Source organism: Pseudomonas syringae group sp. 26L6, assembly GCF_032587815.1.
Lineage (GTDB): Bacteria > Pseudomonadota > Gammaproteobacteria > Pseudomonadales > Pseudomonadaceae > Aquipseudomonas > Aquipseudomonas amygdali.
This window is the reverse complement of sequence record NZ_JAWHPJ010000025.1, coordinates 91,415-108,346: the sequence shown is the minus strand read 5'-3', so window position 1 is coordinate 108,346 and position 16,932 is coordinate 91,415. Positions and strand designations below refer to the sequence as shown.

Below are 16,932 nucleotides of genomic sequence, written 5' to 3'. Positions count from 1 at the left end.
TAATATTGCAGCAGTAATATAGCCGTAAGCCTTGATTTATAAGGGCTTTGGAGCGTTATCTGGATCCGATTTCGAACGCAATTAAGCTTAAAAAGATGAACTTATTTGCCCGCTGTTTGCGTCTTCAAGACGATAAAATCACGATGCCGTCTTGTGAGCGGATATTTCTCGGATGAGGGATGATGGCACCACGAGTGGTTCAGGTGGCAACAGGAGAGTGAGTGAAACGCACACCGATTCTTGCCGAGCGCAAGGAGGAAGGTGCTTGCTGATAAACGTCCCCGGATTTTCTTGCAGCAAATAAAAAACCCGCCGAAGCGGGTTTTTCCAAGACCATCCCGACTTCCTGTCGGACGCCTCCCAGGCGATGGTCGATCATCCTTGATCCTGGTGAACTCCCTGTTCACCACTTGATGGATCCAATCTTATGCGCCGCGTGCAGGTTCGGAAATAGCCAAATTCCCCCGCCGCGTGTAAGCCTTTCGCTATACCTCACGTGTTCATGCTCGAACAGCGGGGTGAGGGGCAGGAATTCTGGCGTCAGGAAAGATTTTGCATCTGCAGGTTCGCCGACAGCAAAAATCGCAGGCAATAAAAAACCCGCCGAAGCGGGTTTGTACCAAGACCATTCCAACTCCCTGTCGGCTGCCTTCCCGGCGATGGTCGATCGTCCCTGATCCTGGCGAACTCCTTGTTCGCCAGTTGTTGGATCCAATCTTACGGCGCTGATAGCAGGTGAAAAATAGCCAACCTTCCCTATTGCGTGTAAGCCTTTGGCTATACATGTGTAAGGTTTTGTATGTGGATGGCCGTGAACGTACGCATCAAAAAACCGGCTTTAGCGGCGAAACAGTTGCTCCAGAGGGGTTCAATGTGTTGCTAAGGCGAGAAAGTCGCCGCCACTTCACAATAACGCTGCTCGGCATTTTTACTGTCCTCGTCGCGATTTCGGGCAGCACGTTTGGTCCACTCCCGGCATTCCTCCTTGAAGTTGACCTGCGCAGCCTTGCGACACTCGCGCCGTTCGAATGAGCGAATGGCGAAGTTTTCGCAGACGCTGTCGCCGTCGATGCTGTTGCCGTAAACCCGCCACTGCGCCCGATAGCGGTTTCTGCCGTCCCATTCACGGATGGAGGCCGTCGCAACGCTGTAGGGCCGGGCCGAGCGAGCAGGGTTGCGAGCAGCGTTGGCTTTGAAGTCAGCCATGTAGTCTGCGGACACCATGCCTTTCGCCGGTTCTGCCTGAGCGGGTCGAGGAACCTGGCCAAAGCGACAGTTCAATACGCTCTCATCGATGACATTGCCGCTTTTCATGCAGTTATCGAGCGGCTGCACGGCGGCTGGCTGTTCCCGGGTTGCGGCGACAGGTAACAGGTTAGGCGCATGGATCGACGGCGCGGGTGCGGGGCTTGCCACCATTGTCGGTTCGCTGTCGATCACGGTGGTCTCTGGTTCAGGTGCAGGTCGCTCGACAGGTGCCAGTGCCACCTTTGGGCTTCGCCCATGAGACACGACCAGCCCGGCCAGGCAACCCGCAACGATAAGGCCTGCCAGCCATAGCCAGTAGGGCAGCGACTTGCCCGGTCGAGCGCTAAGTTTACGGCTTGGATGCGCGCCCAGAACGACATCGACCTGGCCCGGCACAAGGCGCTGAATGCGGATGATCCCGTCGTCTTCGGGTTGCTGTGTGGAATCCATTCCTGCTCCAGATCAAGCGGTATGAAGGTGAGCGCCGCGCCTGCTGACGCAGTAGGCATGAAATCTCAACGTTATCGGCCACGCGCCGTGTTTCTGTAACGCTTTGGTGGTGTATGCATTTGGCCTGTCGCGCTAAGGTTGGGACCGTTTTGTTTGACTGATGGATGAACCGCGAATGCACCAGCGTCTTGAGCAGGTTTTTGGTTACACGCAGTTCCGGCCAGGCCAGGAGGCAGCGATCAGCGCCGTGCTGGCCGGACGCTCGGCTGCGGCAATTTTCCCGACGGGCTCAGGCAAGTCGCTATGTTACCAATTGCCTGCGCTACTGCTGCCCAATCTGACGCTGGTGGTTTCGCCGTTGCTGGCGCTGATCCAGGATCAGCTTGCCTTTTTGCACCGCCACGGCATTGCCGCAGCAAGCATTGATTCGGCGCAAAGCCGCGATGATGTCGCCGACGTCATGGCTCGCGCGCGTTCCGGAGAGCTGAAGATCCTGATGATCTCGGTCGAGCGCCTGAAGAACGAACGTTTCCGCAACTTCATCGCCCAGGTGCCGATTTCATTGCTGGTGGTCGACGAGGCGCACTGTATTTCGGAGTGGGGGCATAACTTCCGGCCTGATTATCTGAAGCTGCCGGACTACCAGCGCGAATTCAACATCCCTCAGGCACTGCTGCTGACCGCGACCGCGACACCGCAGGTCATTACGGACATGCAGGACAAATTCGCCATTGCCCCCGAGGATGTCATCACCACCGGCTTCTACCGCGCCAACCTGCACCTGTGGGTCAAGCCGGTCAGCGGGCGTGACAAAAGGCGGCTGCTGGTCGAGTGGCTCAATGAGCGGCGCGGGCAACCGACAATCGTATACGTGACGCTGCAAAAGACCGCCGAGCATGTCGCGGTGCACCTTGAACAGAATGGTCTGCCTGCCAGTGCTTACCATGCCGGGCTGCCTAATGATCAGCGCGAGTCGATTCAGAAGCGTTTCATGGGCGGCAGCCTGAACTGCATCGTGGCGACCATTGCGTTCGGAATGGGTATCGACAAAAGCGACATCCGTAATGTGGTGCATTTCGACCTGCCCAAATCCATCGAGAACTACAGCCAGGAAATCGGCCGGGCAGGGCGCGATGGTGGTGCCTCGGATTGTCTGGTGCTGGCCAACCGCGACAGCCTCAATGTGCTGGAAAATTTTGTGTATGGCGACACGCCGGAGCGCGAGGGGATTGCCCGTGTGCTGGAGGATTTGCTCGATGCACGCCATGACGGGCAGTGGGAGTTTCTGCTCGGGCCGCTGGCTGATCTCAGCAATATCCGTCAGCTACCGTTGAAGACCCTGCTGGTGCAGCTGGAACTGCGCGGAATCATCGCACCGCGTTACGCTTACTTCGCCGAGTACCGCTTCAAGTTTCTGCTTCAACCGCACGACCTGATGGCGCGTTTCGAGGGTGAGCGGCGCGAATTCGTTCAGGCGTTGATCGATACGTCCAGCCGGGCGCGTACCTGGGCCACGGTCAACTTCGACGCGATGTACCAGCAATACGGTGCCGAGCGTGGGCGGGTGGTCAAGGCGCTGGATTACCTTCAGGAAAAGGGCTGGATCGAGCTGGAAAGTAAGCAGATGACCGAGGTCTACAGCGTGTTGCGCAGTAACTTTGACCCGCAGGCGCTGAGCGTCGAGCTGCACGATTATTTCGCCCACCACGAGGCCACTGAAGTTGCGCGCATTCATGCAATGCTTGAGGTGTTCTCCAGTGATCAGTGCCTGACTCATCGGTTGGCACGCTACTTCGGCGATTACAACGCGCCCGAGCAATGCGGCCATTGCTCGGTCTGCCACGGCCAGATCGCCCATCTTCCACAGCCACCTGCGCTGGAACCTCTGGATAACCGGGACTTTCAGCAGGTGTGCGGTGATTTTATCCACAAGCACCAGGACTTCACTGGTCAGCCGCCCAGCGCCGAATGCCTGACGCGCTTTCTGTGCGGCATCAGCGTGCCTTTGTTCACCAAACTCAAGGCTCGCGCCACCAGCGGTTTTGCCTTGCTGGAGGATTATCCGTATGCGCAGGTGAGGGCATGGGTGCAGGCGATGCTTTAAAACAAAACCGGCCGCTCAAGAGCGGCCGGTTTTGATTCATCAGTAAATAACGGCTGTATCAGTCGCGATGACGACGATGGCCGTGGTGCTTCGGACGACGGTCATGATCGCGATAGTAGCGGCGATCATCACGGCCACCGCGATAACGACGATCATCGCTGCGGCTTTCGTTGCCCATGTAGTTGCCGAGTGCGGCACCACCGCCGCCGCCTACCGCCGAGCCGATCAGGCTGCCGGTGCTGCCGCCAACGCTGCGGCCTACAACGTTACCGCCTGCTGCGCCCAGACCGCCGCCAATGGCTGCTTCTGTACGGTTGCGACGGTCTGCACCGACCGCACCGCCGGCTGCGCCACCCAGGCCAGCGCCAATCGCTGAACCGGTGCTGCCGCCGAGCTGTTGACCGACGACCGAGCCGAGTACCCCACCCAATGCTCCGCCTGCGCCTGATTCGAGGTTGCCTGCAGAGGCTGCACCGCTGATCAAGGCAAGAGACAACAACAGTATCGAGGAATACTTCATGTATGGAATCTCATAGGGATGACGGCGCGATCTTGGTGTCAAGTGAAGAATGTAGCAATGCAATTCCGACGAGTAACACGATTGCCACACAAACTGCTAAGTTATTGTTTTGGCTAAGGAACTTAAGTCGGAAAAGAGAGTCTGAGGTTACTTGTGAAAGGCCCGTTTCCAGCGAAACGGGCCTTTTTTGTGGGCGTCTTTTATGAACGTCAGATGATGCGGGCCGACTCTGCCGATCGCTCGAGACGAATGGCCACGAACTTCGACGTCGGCGTGCTGCTGCCATCGCCAACGCTTTCCAGCGGTACCAGCGGGTTGACCTCTGGGTAGTAGGCCGCAGCCTGACCGGCCGGAATGTCGAACGCCAGCAGGGTGAAGCCTTTGACGCGGCGCTCGCGGTTGTCGCTCCAGATTGAGATCACGTCAGCTTTCTGACCCGGCTGAAAGCCCAGACGAATGATGTCGGCTTCGTTGACGAACAGCACATCACGCTGGCCTTTGACACCGCGATAACGGTCGTCCAGGCCATAGATAGTGGTGTTGTACTGATCGTGCGAGCGCATCGATTGCATGATCAGGTCGGGAATCTGCCCGGTCGAGCTGATGTCTTCATGGATCAGGCTCAGCGGCAACGCGTTGGATTTGAAGTTGGCGCGCGTCGAGGCTGTGTTCCAGCGGCGGGCACCGGCGGCGTTGCCCAGGTAGAAACCACCGGGGTGTTTAACGCGCTCGTTGAAGTCCTTGAAACCGGGGATGGTGTCGGCGATCAGGTCGCGAATGCGGTCGTAGTCTTCGACCAGCCACAACCAGTCCACAGGTGCCTTGCCCAGTGTTGCGTTGGCGATACCGGCGATGATCGCAGGCTCGGAACGCATCTGCTTCGACGACGGCTTCAACTGTCCGTTGGACGCGTGGACCATGCTGAACGAATCTTCCACGGTCACGGCTTGTGGGCCGTTGGCCTGGATGTCGATGTCGGTACGGCCGAAGCACGGCAGGATCAGCGCGTCCTTGCCGTGGAACAGGTGGCTGCGGTTCAGTTTAGTGCTGATCTGTACGGTCAGGTCGCAGTTGCTGAGGGCTTCTGCAGTGCGATGGCTGTCCGGTGTTGCCTGGGCGAAGTTGCCGCCCAGCGCGATGAACACCTTGGCGCGACCTTCGGCCATGGCGTGAATGGCTTCGACCACGTTGTGGCCATTTTCGCGGGGCACTTTGAACTGGAAGCGTTTTTCCAGAGCATCGAGCAGGAACACCGGTGGGCGCTCGTTGATGCCCATGGTGCGGTCACCCTGCACGTTACTGTGACCGCGCACCGGGCACAGGCCTGCGCCTGGACGGCCAATGTTGCCGCGCAACAGCATCAGGTTGGCGATTTCCTGAATGGTCGCAACCGAATGGCGGTGCTGGGTGATACCCATTGCCCAGCACATGATGACGTTCTTGCCCTTGGCGTACATGCGTGCTGACTGTTCGATGTCAGTAAGCGGCAGGCCGGACTGCTCGACAATCTCGTCCCAGGACGTGTCATCGATGGCGGCCAGGTATTCAAGCACGCCTTCGGTGTGTTCGTTGAGGAACGCGTGATCAAAGACCGACGGCTCATTCGCCAGCTGTGCATCACGCTCCCATTGCAGCAGGAACTTGGCCATGCCGCGCAACAGCGCCATGTCGCCGCCCAGGGCAGGGCGGAAGTAGGCGGTGTTGGTCGGACGGTCCCCGTTGGTGAGCATTTCGACCGGGTGCTGAGGGTGCTGGAAACGCTCCAGACCACGCTCTTTCAACGGGTTGACGCACACCACCTGCGCGCCGCGTTGTACCGCTTCACGCAGGGGTTCCAGCATGCGCGGGTGGTTGGTGCCGGGGTTCTGGCCGAGGACGAAGATGGCGTCGGCGTGTTCGAAGTCTTCGAACGTCACGGTGCCCTTGCCCACGCCGACGCTTTGCGACAGCGCTACACCACTGGCTTCGTGGCACATGTTCGAGCAGTCCGGGAAGTTGTTGGTGCCATAGGCGCGCACGAACAACTGATACAGGTACGCCGCTTCGTTGCTGGCGCGACCCGAGGTGTAGAACTCGGCCATGTTCGGGCTGGGCAGGTTCTTCAGGTGCTTGGCGATCAGCGCGAATGCGTTGTCCCAGCTGATTGGCTTGTAACGGTCGGTTTCGGCATCGTAGGCCAGAGGCTCGGTCAGGCGGCCCTGATACTCAAGCCAGTAGTCGCTCTGCTCCAGCAATGCACTGACGCTGTAGCGGGCGAAGAAGGCCGGATCGACACGGCGTTTGGTGGCTTCCCAGTTGACCGCCTTGGCGCCGTTCTCGCAGAACTTGACCATGCCGCTTTCCGGCGAATCGCCCCACGCGCAGCCAGGGCAGTCGAACCCGCCATTCTGGTTGGTCTTGAGCATCATGCGCAGGTTCTTCAGCGCGTTGTCACTGCCCAGCCAGTGTTGCGTCACGCTGATCAGTGCGCCCCAGCCGCCTGCCGCACCTTTGTATGGCTTGTAGCGGGGGATAGGTGTCTTGTCGGCTTGATGATGAGTGCTCACGCTTGAATCTCCATCGCAGGGCTATAGACCCGCGGCGCACTGTGCTGCGGCAGGTGAATTAAATTGAGGTTGTGGCGGCGGGCCCATTGCAGGGCCAGACCGGTGGGCGACGACAGGCTGACCAGGGTCTGGATGCCTGCGCGCAATACTTTCTGAATCAGTTCCAGGCTGCAGCGGCTGGTCACGATGGCGACGCCGCCTGCCAAGGGGATGTCCTGACGGATCAATGCGCCGATCAGCTTGTCCAGCGCGTTGTGGCGGCCAATGTCTTCACGTCCCAGCAACAGCTGGCCGTTACCGTCCATGAACACCGCAGCATGCACAGCGCCACAATGGCGGCCAAGCGGCTGGAACTCACCGATGCGCTGACGCAGGCCTTCCAGCCACTCAATCGGCGGCAAGGGTGCGCCGTGCAACACGTTCAGTTCTGGCAGAGCCTGCTCTACCGCTTCAACGCCACAGAGCCCGCAACCGCTGGTGCCTGCCAGTTGCCGACGCTGTTGCTTGAGTTCCCAGAAGGCACGGCTGGCGATTTCGACTTCGGCCTGCATCGCCGAGCCGCAACCGCTGATTTTGAAGTCGTAGATTTCGTCGTGCGAGGCAATGATGCCGCTGCCCAGGCTGAAGCCGACGATAAAGTCTTCCAGATCGGTGGGGCTGACCAGCATGACTGCCTGGCTGATGCCGTTGTAGGCAATCGCCAGTGCCACTTCTTCGGCAAGTTCGTTACGTGCAGAGTCCGTGCCCTCGAGGTTCGAGTAGCTGTAAGACTGGCTTGCTTCGGGGGCTGGCGTAGCAAAGGACGCCGAGCTGACCTTGCGCGTAACAGGCATGGGCTGAAATACCGGCAGAATGACATCTGCAAGACTAGGCCCGTTCTGGTAAATCGTCTAATCGCTAGTGCTGATGTGCCGATAGATGACGTCGATCAACGCTCTAGCGCGGCATTTCTGCTACCAGTGCAAAGCAGGCTTCAGCCAGTGCCGAGCGCGGTGCACTGCGGCGCATGATCAACCCCAGCCGGGCCAGCGTACGGGCGTCGGCGATCGGGTGCAGGCGCAAATGCTCGGTGAGCGTTTCCAGGCCGCCATCCAGCGGCATGATCGCGCAGCAAAAACCGCCATGGACGGCCTGCAGCAACTGATGAACGGCATCGGTCTGGATCAACGGATTGGGCTGAAGGCCACGGCTGTGGAAGTTGTGATCGATCGATTGGCGAAAATGCATGCCGCTGGTCAGAGTGCCCAGCGGCAATTCGACCAGATCGGCCCAGCTCAACGGTTCGTCACCAAAGGTAAAGTGCCGACGGTCATACAGCAGCCCCATGCGCGTGTCGTCCAGGGTCAGCGAGTCGAAGCGTTCGGTGTCCAGCCGTTCCAGGTACGAAACGCCAAGATCGATACGATTGCTCGCCAGTTGTTCCAGCACCTGCTCGGAACTCAGTGACGACAGCTCGAAGCGCAGGTTGGGGTGCATCTGGTGCAGCCGGTGCAGCAATGGCAGCGGATCGAAGCTCGACAGCGGCACTACACCCAAGCGCAGTGTGCCGACCAAATGCCCCCGGCAGGCAGCCGCTTCAGCCTGCAGGCCGTCGTAGGCTGCCAGTACCGTGCGTGCCCAGGCCAACACGCGTTCGCCTGGCGCAGTGAAGCCTTCAAAACGCTGGCCCCGATTGACCAGGGGCAAACCGAGCTCTTCTTCCAGATTGCGCAGACGCATCGACAAGGTGGGCTGGGTGATATTGCAACGCGCAGCCGCATGGCCGAAGTGCCTCGTTTCATCGAGGGCGATCAGAAACTTAAGTTGCTTGATGTCCATATTCACTCCGCTGGGCCGTCCAGACAGCCGATTCTACGCGTTCAGGCTGAAGGATGGAGCACGCCCTTGATCAGCTCCCGATAATCGTCCACCGCAGCGAACTCTTCGGTGTCTTTCGGGCCTTTCTGGCTGTTGGGCTGGCTGACGGCCAGCAAATGGGCTACACCAAAGTGGCGGGCGCTGCGCAGGATCGGCAAGGTGTCGTCGATAAACAGGCTGCGTGCCGGGTCAAACGCGGTGTCGGCCTTCAAGGCGTCCCAGAAATGCTGGCTCTCTTTGGGGAAGCCGTAATCGTGAGAGCTGATCAGGCGCTCGAAATAAGGCGCCAGCTCGATTCGCTCCATCTTCAGCGACAACGAATCGCGGTGCGCGTTGGTGATCATGATCACCCGTTTGCCCGCTTGCTTGATGGCGGCGAGAAAGGTCTCGGCGTCCGGGCGCAGTGCAATCATGTGCGCAATTTCGCGTTTCAGGTCGCGAACCGACAGTTTAAGCTCGGCGCTCCAGAAATCCAGGCAGTACCAATTGAGCGTGCCCGCATTGTTTTCGAACAGCGGCTTTAACTCCAGCCAGGCCATGGCGAAACTGACGCCATGTAGCTCGGCATAACGCTGCGGCAGGTGTTGCATCCAGAAGTGTTCGTCGTAATGCAGGTCGAGCAACGTGCCGTCCATATCCAGCAGGACGGTATCGATTTCGCTCCAGGGCATGGAAAGCATTCAGGCCTCGTCAGGGGTTGAGAGCGGGTAAGCATATCCGACACAGACATCGGGAAAAGCTCGGTATAGTACCTCGTTCATGTAAAGGAGCCTGTCATGCGTCAGAAACCTACCGTACTTGCCCGTGCAATTGTCGCCAGTAGTCGTCTGTTCCGCGTTGAAGAGCTGCAACTGCGCTTTGCCAATGGCGTCGAGCGGACCTACGAGCGTCTGGCCAGCCGGGGGACGGGGCCCGGCGCGGTGATGATCGTGGCCATGCTCGATGCCGACCACGCGGTATTGATCGAAGAATATTGCGGTGGTACCGATGCCTACGAGCTGTCCCTGCCCAAGGGGCTGATCGAGCCCGGCGAAGACGTGCTGGCGGCCGCCAACCGTGAACTCAAGGAGGAGGCCGGTTTCGGTGCGCGTGAGCTGGAACTGTTGACCGAGCTGTCGCTGTCCCCCGGCTACATGAGTCAGAAAATTCAGGTGGTGCTGGCCACCGACCTGTACGAAGAGCGGCTGGAGGGCGACGAGCCCGAGCCAATCCGGGTCGACCGGATCAACCTGCGCGAGCTGTCGAGTCTTGCGCAGAATGCTCAGTTCAGTGAAGGCAGGGCGCTTGCGGCGCTGTACCTGACCCGTGACCTGCTAACCCAGCGTGGATTGTTCCAGCCATGACCGATTCGTTACAAAACCTGCCACATCCGCTGCTCGCCCCGGTGATTGAACTGGTCCGCCTGGCGGGCGAGGTGATCCTGCCGTTCTGGCGAGCCAATGTCACCGTCACCACCAAGACCGACGACTCGCCAGTGACCGCCGCCGACCTGGCAGCCCATCAGGTTTTGGTCGAGGGTTTGCAGGCGCTTGATCCAGGCATTCATGTGCTCTCTGAAGAAGACGCCGACATCCCGTTCAGCGAGCGGGCGAAATGGGAGCGCTGGTGGCTGGTCGATCCGCTGGATGGTACCAAGGAGTTTATCTCCGGCAGTGAGGAGTTCACCGTCAACGTCGCGCTGATTGAGCACGGTCGTGTGGTGTTCGGTGTGGTGTCGATGCCCACCAACAACCGTTGTTACTTCGGCGGTGCAGGGCTGGGTGCCTGGCGCAGCGATGACATCGACCACCTCCAGCCGATTGCCGTGCGCACTCAGCCGGGCGAAGGGCAGACCTTTACCGTAGTCGCCAGCCGCCGTCATTCCAGTCCGGAGCAGGAGCATTTGCTGGCTGGCCTGTCGAGCGGGCTTGGGCCTTTGCAGCTGACCAATATCGGCAGCTCATTGAAATTCTGCCTGCTGGCCGAAGGTGCTGCCGATTGCTACCCGCGACTGGCCCCGACTTCGCAATGGGACACCGCTGCGGCGCAAGGCGTGCTTGAAGGCGCTGGCGGCGAAGTGCTGCAACTGGACGGCAAACCGTTCAGCTACCCGGCACGCGAATCGCTGCTCAACCCGTTCTTCCTGGCATTGCCTGCCAACGCCGAATGGCGCGACAAACTGCTGGTGCTTGCGCAGTCCTGAGGCCGGCTTCAAGGCCTCTGCCCGGCGAGCGTAGAAGCGAACCGGGCGACGCTCCGCTTGCTCGCGAAGGCGATTGTTCAAGCGATGAATTTTCATAGATTGCACCGGCCTCTTCGCGAGCAAGCTCGCTCCCACAGGTCTGCGTACAGTGCATCCAATGCGTGCAGCCTCACTGGCGCAACACGAACTGCCCGACAAAGCGCACGGCCTGTTCTTCGCTTGATACAAGTATGCAGGGTCAAGCGCGTTTTTGTGGGAGCGAGCTTGCTCGCGAAGGCGATTGTTCAAGCGATGAGTTTTTGCGGATTGCACCGGCCTCTTCGCGAACAAGTTCGCTCCCACAGGTCTGCGTCAGTGCATCCACTGCGCGCAGCTTCACCGGTGCAATACAAACTGCCCGACAAAACGAACAGCCTGTTCTTCGCTGTCCTGCGCGGTAATGCTGGTGTGCAGGGTCATGCGGGCGCGGCCTCGGCGTTGGTAGGTGGTGATGAACTTGTCCCACAGCGCCAGCTCTGGCGCCTCACAGCGGGCGATGGCGTCGGTGCGTACCGGCAGTGGATAACTGATCTGCCCGTCCTGAATCACAATATGCCCATCGCTGATCCCGGCCTCGCGTAGCCGCAGGTGCAGCCAGCCCCAGCCCGCCAGCACTGCGCCGCAATACAGGCTGCCGCCGAACAGCGTGTTCTTGTGATTGACGTTGGGTGCCAGTGGCAGGTGCAGGCGCAGTGTCTGGTTGTGCCAGTCAATCACGCGCATGCCCATTTCGCGGGTCAGCGGAATGTCGTGGTGCAGCACCTGCTCAAGTTCGCGGGCTGCGTCATGTTCAGGCTCAATCGTTGTCATCGGAAGCTCCGCTGCTGTCGCCAAACGTCAGGCCGTGTTTACGCAGTTTGTCGTGCAGGGTTTTGCGCGGCACACCCAGCGCTTCCGCCAGGCTGCGAACCGAGCTGTGCGGGCGAGCCAGCTCGGCGGCGATCAAGGCCCGTTCGAAGCTTTCCACCTGATCACTCAACCCGCCGCCCGGCGGTGGCGCCTGCTCTGCATCGCCGCCCTCCAGCTCCAGCTCGAGACCCAGCGCAAAGCGTTCGGCGGCGTTTTGCAGTTCCCGGACGTTGCCCGGCCAGTTATGACGCAGCAACAGCGCGCGCTGGCCGGGCTTGAGTTCGTGCTTGGGAATGCCGTGGCGCATGCTCGCAGCATCAGCGTAATGCTCGAACAGCATCAGCGCGTCTTCGCCACGTTCGCGCAACGGCGGGATACGCAGCGAGGCCACGTTCAACCGGTAATACAAGTCCGCCCGGAAGCGGCCCTGATCAGCCGCCTGCCGCAGGTCCTCCTTGGTCGCCGCGATGATGCGGATATCCAGCGGGATCTGCTGATTGCTGCCCATTCGCTCGACCACGCGTTCCTGCAACAGGCGCAGCAGTTTGACCTGGACATCCAGGCTCATGCTTTCAATTTCATCAAGGAACAGCGTGCCGCCGTTGGCAAACTCGAACTTGCCGATACGTCGCTTCTGCGCGCCGGTAAAGGCACCGGGTTCATGGCCGAACAACTCGCTTTCCACCACCGATTCAGCCAGCGCGCCGGCGTTGATCGCCACGAACGGGCCGCTGCGACGGTTGGACAGATCGTGCAGAGCGCGCGCCACCACTTCTTTGCCCGCACCAGTTTCGCCGAGGATCAACACATCAGCGCGAGTCCCGGCCAAGGCTCCGATCTGTTCACGCAGACGCAGGATCGACGGTGACTGACCGATCAGCCGTGTGCTCAATTGCTGGCGATCGCTCAGGGCCAGGCGCAGGCTGCGGTTATCCAGTACCAGACGGCGCAGCGCCAGAGCCCGGCGCACGCTGTCGAGCATGGCATCGCTGGCGAAGGGCTTTTCCAGAAAATCATAGGCTCCGGCGCGCATGGCTTTGACCGCCAGCGGCACATCGCCGTGACCGGTGATCAGCAGCACTGGAAGGTCGGGGTCCTGCGCGTGAAGCTGGTCGAGCAGTTCCAGGCCATCCATACCCTGCATGCGGATATCGCTGACCACCACGCCAGGCCAGTCGCGGCCGATGCGTTCGGCCAGCCCGGTTGCCTCGGACAGCGACAGAACGTTCAGTCCAGCCAGGTCCAGCGTCTGGCGAAGTGCCTGACGCAGGTGCGAGTCGTCGTCGATCAGCACCACCTGAATCTGGCTGTCGATGGCTGTGTCCGAACTCATGCGGAAAGGTCCTCTGGCGGTTGAAGATTGGCTCCGGAAGCGCCGGCACGCAGGCGCAGGGTAAGCACTGCGCCGCCGCTCGGATGGTTGGCGAACAGCAATTCGCCACCCAGCGCGCGCATCAGCGTATCGCAGATGGCCAGACCCAGGCCAAGGCCCTGGGTACGGGTCTTGGTCGTGAAGAATGGCTCGCGGGCCCGCGCCAGTGCTTCCTGAGAAAATCCGGGGCCGTTGTCACGAATGTACAGATTGACGCCCTCGGCAGTTTGCTCGGCACTTATCCACAGCCTGCGCGGCGGGCCTTTTTCGGTGAGTGCGTCCAGCGCGTTGGCGATCAGATTGCCGAGCACCTGACGCAGACGGGTTTCACCGGCCTGTACCCACAGCGTTGCGTCCGGCAGGTCTCGGATCAGCTCGACTTCCATGGCGCGCCGCCGCTTGGCCAGCAACGCCAGCGCATCGTCCAGCGCCGGTTGTAGCGCCACGCTTTCAGGGGCGTGCCGGTCTCGGCGGGCGAACGCGCGCAAGTGAGCAATGATCGAGGCCATGCGCCCGGTCAGCTCGCTGATCAGCTTGAGGTTGCCGCGTGCGTCTTCGGTGCGCTGATGATCAAGCAGCACTTCGGCGTTTTCGGCGTAACTGCGGATGGCGGCCAAGGGCTGATTCAATTCGTGGCTGATGCTCGCTGACATGGTGCCCAGCGCGGTCAGCTTGCTGGTCTGCACCAGTTCGTCCTGAGCCTGCACCAGTTCCTGCTGCGCCTGTTCGCGCTCCAGCACTTCCTGGCGCAGACGACTGTTGAGCCCTTCCAGATCGCTGGTGCGCTCGATAACCCGCATTTCCAGCTCGCGACGTGCCTTGGCTTCGAAGGCGATTCGGTCCAGATAATGACGGCGACGCTGCATCATCAGCCCCAGCAACAACATCAGCACCAGAAGCGCTGCGCCGCCAATCGCCACCACCGTGCGTACCTGGCGGTCGACAAGGGCGCGAGGCGCGAGAATGTTCACGTTCCAGCCGGTTTCTTCGATGGCCTGGGTCTGGGTCAGCCAGGCGTGCTCATCAATCCTCAGAGGCCGCGGATCGCGGGTCGGGTAGGACTGGATCGCGACAATGGCCTTTTTCTCGTCATCGGTCAGGTCGCGGGTCGCCCGAAAGCGCCACTCCGGGTTGGAGGTCAGGATTACCACGCCGTTCTGATCGGTCAGCAGCAGTTGCTCGGGCGTCTTGCCCCACAGTGTTTCGGTGTGGTCCAGGTCGACCTTGATCACCAGCACGCCGATCACCCGATCACCGTCGCGCACCGGGCCTGCGAAGAAGTAGCCACGCTTGGCCGACGTGGTGCCAAGGCCGAAGAAGCGCCCGGTTCTGCCTGCCAGCGCATCGATGAAATAGGGTCTGAAGGAAAAGTTTCGGCCGATGAAGCTGTCCTTCTGCTCCGAGTTCGAAGCGGCCAGGGTCAGGCCGTTGGCGTCCATCAGGTACATGACGTCGGCACCGGTCTGGCGCGTTATCTCGCTGAGCAGACGATTGGCGTTTTTCAGGGTGGTGACGTCGCTCGGTGCGGCCAGTGCGCCGCGCAAGGCGGGCAGGTCGCCGAGAATCTGCGGCAGGGTTTCATAACGGTGCAGGGTGCCGAGCAGGTTGGCGACGTACAGGTCCAGGGTCTGGCGGTTCTGGTTGGCCAGCACGCTGCGGTAATAACGTTCGGCCAGATGCTCCAGCGGCCACAGCAGCGGTGCCAGGCACAGTGCCAGAAGGGCAAGGCTGCGCCAGCGAGGGCGGGGCGGCAGAGCAGCAGAAGTCATGGTCATCGATTGGCCGTCGCCGAAGGGTTGGCGATGCCTGCCGGCGACAAGGCCGGTACAGGCAACAGAAACACCCGGTCGATCCTGACGTGGGCATCAGGCGCGTATTATGCCCGCCGCCGACTCGTCAGGCACCCGGACATTGCGCCGGGTGGCCTGTGATCATGTGTTCAGGGAAACAGATCGGCTTCTTTCAGGCGTTTGCCTTGCTGGTCTTTGGCCGACAGATTGGGCTGGCCGTCGAATTGCCAGTCGATGGCCAGGTCCGGGTCGTTCCAGGCGATGCAACGCTCAGCTGACGGCGTGTAGTAGTCGGTGGTCTTGTAGAGAAACTCGGCATGCTCGCTGAGTACTACGAAGCCATGCGCAAAACCTTCCGGCACCCACAGCTGCCTGGCGTTTTCAGCGGACAGCTCGACGCCGACCCACTGACCGAAGTTCGGCGAACTGCGGCGAATGTCCACGGCCACATCCAGTACCTTGCCAACGGTGACGCGCACCAGTTTGCCCTGGGCGTTTTCGATCTGGTAATGCAGGCCGCGCAGCACGCCTTGCTGCGAACGCGAGTGGTTGTCCTGCACGAACTCACGGGTCAGGCCAGTAGCAGCCTGAAAAGCCCTGGCGTTGAAGCTTTCATAGAAGAAGCCTCGTTCATCACCGAATACCTTGGGTTCCAGAATCAGGACTTCCGGTAATTTTGTCGCTACTACGTTCACGTGGCTTCCCCTGCAATCTTCAATAAATGGTGGCAGCTCGACAGTCTGCACTCACGCGCGTCTGCCGAAAAGTAGGGTGATCAGGCAATCAGGTCCTTTGGGTCGGTGAAACCCAGTCGTTCGCCCTGATAACTGCCGTCCTGAACCCTGCGGCACCAGTCCAGGTTGTCCAGATACCACTGCACCGTCTTGCGCAGCCCGGACTCGAAGGTCTCTTCGGGCGTCCAGCCCAGGTCGTTGTCGATTTTGCTGGCATCAATGGCATAGCGCTGGTCGTGGCCCGGACGGTCAACCACGTAGGTGACCAGGTCGCTGTATTGCGCGATGCCCGCCGGGTGCTGCGGGGCCAGCTCATCGAGCAGCGCACAGATACCGCGGACGACGTCGATGTTTTTCTGCTCGTTATGACCGCCGATGTTGTACGTCTCGCCGACTTTGCCTTCGGTCACGACCTTGAGCAGTGCTCGTGCGTGATCCTCGACATACAGCCAGTCGCGCACTTGCAGGCCATTGCCGTACACCGGCAGCGGCTTGCCCGCCAGGGCGTTGAGAATCACCAGCGGGATGAGCTTTTCGGGAAAGTGGAACGGCCCGTAGTTGTTGGAACAGTTGGTTACCACGACAGGCAGGCCGTAGGTGCGATGCCAGGCGCGCACCAGATGATCCGACGCCGCCTTGCTCGCCGAGTAGGGCGAGCTGGGCGCATAGGGCGTGGTTTCGGTAAACAGATCATCGACGCCGTGCAGGTCGCCATACACCTCATCAGTGGAGATATGGTGAAAACGGAACGCCTGACGTTCAGCTTCCGGCAGTTTCAGCCAGTAAGCGCGCGTGGCTTCCAGCAGGCTGTAGGTGCCGACGATGTTGGTCTGGATAAACTCGGCCGGGCCATCAATGGAACGGTCGACGTGGGACTCGGCCGCCAGGTGCATGATCGCCTGTGGTGCAAACCGCTCCAGCACCGCGCTGACGCTGGCCTGATCGCAGATATCGGCCTGAACGAACTCATAGCGCGTGTCGGTCGCAATTGACTGCAGCGATTCAAGATTGCCCGCGTAGGTCAGTTTGTCGAAGTTCAGCACTTCGTGTTCGGTGTTGTTTATCAGGTGGCGGATCAGTGCAGAACCAATGAAACCTGCGCCCCCGGTAACGAGTATTCGCATTAACTGACCTTCTTGTGTGTTTTGACGTAATAGCAGCATAGCGCTTGAGCGCATATGGCGAGATAAGGCCATTAAACCCGAGCAGGCGGTTGAATAAAACTCTGGCGGGCTTCCAAC

15 protein-coding genes are annotated in these 16,932 nt (G+C 60.3%); 3 read left to right on the top strand and 12 right to left on the bottom strand.

Features of this window, described 5'->3' with window-relative positions; all coding sequences use genetic code 11:
* Positions 1-199 precede the first annotated feature (199 nt).
* Positions 200-379 (bottom strand): hypothetical protein, encoded by a 180-nt coding sequence (locus RYA97_RS14065; RefSeq protein WP_125856974.1) that lies wholly within the window; start codon positions 377-379, stop codon positions 200-202.
* 500 nt (positions 380-879) lie between these two features.
* Positions 880-1,698, bottom strand: coding sequence for a hypothetical protein (locus RYA97_RS14060; protein WP_005781673.1), 819 nt, complete (start codon positions 1,696-1,698; stop codon positions 880-882).
* 175 nt (positions 1,699-1,873) lie between these two features.
* Between RYA97_RS14060 and RYA97_RS14055 the strand changes: the two genes are divergently transcribed.
* Positions 1,874-3,802 (top strand): ATP-dependent DNA helicase RecQ, encoded by a 1,929-nt coding sequence (locus tag RYA97_RS14055; RefSeq protein WP_117140087.1) that lies wholly within the window; start codon positions 1,874-1,876, stop codon positions 3,800-3,802.
* A 58-nt stretch (positions 3,803-3,860) separates the two neighbouring features.
* Here the strand turns inward: RYA97_RS14055 and RYA97_RS14050 are convergent, their stop codons facing one another.
* The 5 genes from RYA97_RS14050 to yrfG form a co-directional block, all read right to left on the bottom strand.
* Positions 3,861-4,322, bottom strand: a complete 462-nt coding sequence (locus tag RYA97_RS14050) for a glycine zipper domain-containing protein (protein WP_002551428.1) — start codon at positions 4,320-4,322, stop codon at positions 3,861-3,863.
* A gap of 209 nt (positions 4,323-4,531) precedes the next feature.
* Positions 4,532-6,868: an FdhF/YdeP family oxidoreductase gene (locus tag RYA97_RS14045; protein ID WP_005734100.1), complete on the bottom strand. Its 2,337-nt coding sequence runs from the start codon at positions 6,866-6,868 to the stop codon at positions 4,532-4,534.
* Positions 6,865-7,701, bottom strand: a complete 837-nt coding sequence (gene fdhD, locus RYA97_RS14040) for a formate dehydrogenase accessory sulfurtransferase FdhD (RefSeq protein ID WP_054078385.1) — start codon at positions 7,699-7,701, stop codon at positions 6,865-6,867. Before fdhD ends, RYA97_RS14045 begins: the two co-directional genes overlap by 4 nt.
* Before the next feature lie 103 nt (positions 7,702-7,804).
* Complete coding sequence (locus RYA97_RS14035) at positions 7,805-8,686, bottom strand: LysR family transcriptional regulator (protein WP_002551430.1); 882 nt, start codon at positions 8,684-8,686, stop codon at positions 7,805-7,807.
* Positions 8,687-8,727: 41 nt separating this feature from the next.
* Positions 8,728-9,405 carry a GMP/IMP nucleotidase gene (gene yrfG / locus RYA97_RS14030; protein WP_002551431.1) on the bottom strand — a complete coding sequence of 226 codons (678 nt, stop codon included), beginning with the start codon at positions 9,403-9,405 and terminating at the stop codon, positions 8,728-8,730.
* Positions 9,406-9,501: 96 nt separating this feature from the next.
* Between yrfG and nudE the strand changes: the two genes are divergently transcribed.
* Positions 9,502-10,068 (top strand): ADP compounds hydrolase NudE, encoded by a 567-nt coding sequence (nudE, locus tag RYA97_RS14025; RefSeq protein WP_010195626.1) that lies wholly within the window; start codon positions 9,502-9,504, stop codon positions 10,066-10,068.
* The gene (gene cysQ / locus RYA97_RS14020) at positions 10,065-10,907 is read left to right on the top strand and encodes a 3'(2'),5'-bisphosphate nucleotidase CysQ (RefSeq protein WP_117140088.1); all 843 of its coding nucleotides are present in this window, start codon (positions 10,065-10,067) and stop codon (positions 10,905-10,907) included. The genes nudE and cysQ overlap by 4 nt, the downstream gene beginning before the upstream one ends.
* A 375-nt stretch (positions 10,908-11,282) precedes the next feature.
* Here cysQ and RYA97_RS14015 read toward each other — a convergent pair whose 3' ends face one another.
* The 5 genes from RYA97_RS14015 to rfbB form a co-directional block, all read right to left on the bottom strand.
* Positions 11,283-11,756, bottom strand: coding sequence for a YiiD C-terminal domain-containing protein (locus RYA97_RS14015; RefSeq protein WP_004654091.1), 474 nt, complete (start codon positions 11,754-11,756; stop codon positions 11,283-11,285).
* Positions 11,743-13,128, bottom strand: coding sequence for a sigma-54-dependent transcriptional regulator (locus tag RYA97_RS14010; RefSeq protein WP_005734105.1), 1,386 nt, complete (start codon positions 13,126-13,128; stop codon positions 11,743-11,745). Before RYA97_RS14010 ends, RYA97_RS14015 begins: the two co-directional genes overlap by 14 nt.
* Complete coding sequence (locus tag RYA97_RS14005) at positions 13,125-14,942, bottom strand: ATP-binding protein (RefSeq protein WP_054996741.1); 1,818 nt, start codon at positions 14,940-14,942, stop codon at positions 13,125-13,127. The genes RYA97_RS14010 and RYA97_RS14005 overlap by 4 nt, the downstream gene beginning before the upstream one ends.
* Before the next feature lie 164 nt (positions 14,943-15,106).
* Positions 15,107-15,652 carry a dTDP-4-dehydrorhamnose 3,5-epimerase gene (gene rfbC / locus RYA97_RS14000; RefSeq protein WP_004654097.1) on the bottom strand — a complete coding sequence of 182 codons (546 nt, stop codon included), beginning with the start codon at positions 15,650-15,652 and terminating at the stop codon, positions 15,107-15,109.
* 80 nt (positions 15,653-15,732) lie between these two features.
* Positions 15,733-16,815, bottom strand: coding sequence for a dTDP-glucose 4,6-dehydratase (gene rfbB, locus RYA97_RS13995; protein WP_117140089.1), 1,083 nt, complete (start codon positions 16,813-16,815; stop codon positions 15,733-15,735).
* Positions 16,816-16,932: the final 117 nt, after the last annotated feature.